We start from the raw sequence: 2,383 nt of genomic DNA on the forward strand, positions 1-2,383 counted from the left end.
CGCCCGCCGCCACCACGGCCGCCCCGACCCCGAGCGCCCGGCGCGGCCCGGCCAGGAGCAGCTGGACGGTGACGGCGACGGCGGTGGCGATCCACGCGCCCCGGCTGAAGGACACGGCGAGCGGAGCCAGAAGGGCGAGCGCGCAGCAGGCGGCGAGCACCCGTTCCCGTACCGCGGGCCGGCCGAGCGCCAGGCCCACCGCGCACACCAGCCCCAACGACACCACTGTCGCCATGCCCATCACGTCCGCCGGCCCGAAGGTGCCGACGGCCCGGATCTCCTCGCCCCGGTACGAGGCCCCGGTCCGGGTGAGGTACTGGTGCACGCCGACCGCCCCCTGCCACCCGGCGAGGGCCACCAACGCCCAGGCCAGCAGCCGGAAGTCGGCCCGGCCGCGGACGAGGAGCAGTACGGCGGCCGGGACCAGGACGAAGACCTGGAGGTAGCGGCCCAGGCCGGTGAGCCCGGCGCCCGGCGCGACCGCGTGCAGCGCGGCCAGCGCGAGGCCGGCCACCGGCAGGCCGAGCAGCAGCGCGGCGACCGGGGTGAGCGGGCGGCGGCGCGCGCGCAGCAGCCGTACCGCGCAGAAGACGACGACCAGCGCGGACAGCGCGTCGGCGGGACCCGCGCCGCCCTCGCCGCCGGGGGCGACCGGCAGCGCGAGCAGCGCGACCACGCCCACCACCGGCAGCACGGGGGACAGCGGGGCGGGGCCGCGCGGCGGCAGGGCGAGGGTCATCGGTCAGCTCCCCGTGGACCGCACCAGCGCGGCGGCGGTGCGCAGCAGGATGCAGACGTCCTGCCACAGCGACCAGGTGTCGATGTAGGCGTTGTCGAAGCGGGCCCGGTCCTCGATGGAGGTGTCGCCGCGCAGCCCGTGGATCTGGGCCAGCCCGGTGATGCCGGTCCGCACGCGGTGGCGGGCCGCGTAGCCCGGGTAGGTCTGGCTGAACTGGGTCACGAAGTACGGCCGTTCGGGGCGCGGTCCGACCAGGCTCATGTCGCCCCGGAAGACGTTCCACAGCTGGAGCAGCTCGTCCAGCGAGGTCTGCCGCAGCAGCCGGCAGAAGGGGCTCATCTCCGGCTCGCCGGCCACGCTCCACCGGGTGGCCGCCTCGTGCGCGTCGACCGGGCGGTGGGTGCGGAACTTCAGCAGCGTGAAGGGGCGGCCGTCCTTGCCGATGCGCTCCTGCCGGAACACCACCCCGGGCCCGTCGGTGAGCCGCAGCACCACCGCGCACACCAGCAGCACCGGGCTGAGCAGCACCAGCAGCACGCCCGACACCAGCACGTCCAGCAGCCGCTTGGCGACCCCCGTCCGCCGGGGCGCGCCCAGGTCGAGCCGTCGCACGGCGAACCCGGCGAGCCGGTCCCGCACCTCGTACGCCGGGCTGTCCGCGTCGGCCTCCCACACCGTGCAGCCCGACGCGGCGAGCGCCCGCAGCAGCGGACCCTGCTCGGTACGCACGGCCGGGTCGACGGTGAGCACGACCCGCACCCCGTTCCGGAGCAGCGCCCGCTCCACCTCCTCGCCGGTGGTGAGCACCGGCAGCCCGCCGGTGCCGTCCGGGCGTTCCGCGACCACGCCCACCGGCCGCACCCCGCAGCGCGGATGCCGCAGCAGGGCGGCGGCCACCCGCTGCGCGGTCGCCTCGGGCCCCATCACCAGGGCGGTGTGCGGGCGGCGGCGCAGCACGACCCGGCGCCGCCAGTGCACGAGGCCCCGGCCCGCACCGGCCGCCGCCGTGTGCAGCGCGCAGCCCAGCAGCAGGGTCCGGGCGGTGAGGGCGCGCCCGGGGTCGTACGCGGCGAGCAGCGCGGCCAGGCCCAGCCAGGCCACCGCGATCCGCGCGCACACCGCGGGCAGTTCGTCGAGCACACCGGGGACCGGACGCGCGGAGCGCGGGCGCAGCAGCAGCGCGCCGGACGCCAGCGCGGTGACCAGCGCCGGGCGGCGGGCGGCCTCGTCCAGCGCCGCGGCGCCCACGAGCGCGGCGAGCAGGTCGGCGGCGAGCAGGGGCAGCGGCGAGGCGGGCCGCGCGGGTTGCCGCCGCAGCGGGAACCGGAAGCCGCCGGCGGGGCGGGCCGGCAGGACGGAGACGGGTGGGAATCCGTGGTCCCGTGGCTGGGCGCCGGGGGAGGGGACGGTGCTTTCCGCGGTCACGAGTGGATGGACTCCCTGCACTCGGAGGGCACGGGCCGGGCTGGTTCGCCGTTCGCCGCGCACGGGCTGGTGGGGCCGAGGAGTTCGCGGTAGAGGGCCGCGATCCGGTCGGCGGTGTGCCGCACGTCGTGCGTGGCCAGGACGTGCCGGCGTCCCTGGTCGGCGAGCGCCGCGCGCAGCGGCGGATCGGTCAGCAGCGCGGTGACCGCCCCGGCCAGC

The 2,383-nt window shown here is 78.0% G+C and carries 1 protein-coding gene and 2 pseudogenes; all 3 read right to left on the reverse strand.

All coding sequences use genetic code 11. The features are described from left to right. Window positions 1-739, reverse strand: a pseudogene (locus tag CCN44_RS33650) (O-antigen ligase family protein); the annotation flags it as partial. Window positions 740-742: 3 nt separating this feature from the next. After that, entirely contained in the window at window positions 743-2,164 is a 1,422-nt protein-coding gene (locus tag CCN44_RS33655; protein ID WP_059249632.1) for an exopolysaccharide biosynthesis polyprenyl glycosylphosphotransferase, read from the reverse strand. After that, window positions 2,161-2,383: pseudogene (locus CCN44_RS33660) on the reverse strand (glycosyltransferase family protein); the annotation flags it as partial. The gene CCN44_RS33655 and the pseudogene CCN44_RS33660, both read right to left, overlap by 4 nt.

It is taken from the genome of Streptomyces tricolor, assembly GCF_002155905.1.
GTDB lineage: Bacteria > Actinomycetota > Actinomycetes > Streptomycetales > Streptomycetaceae > Streptomyces > Streptomyces tricolor.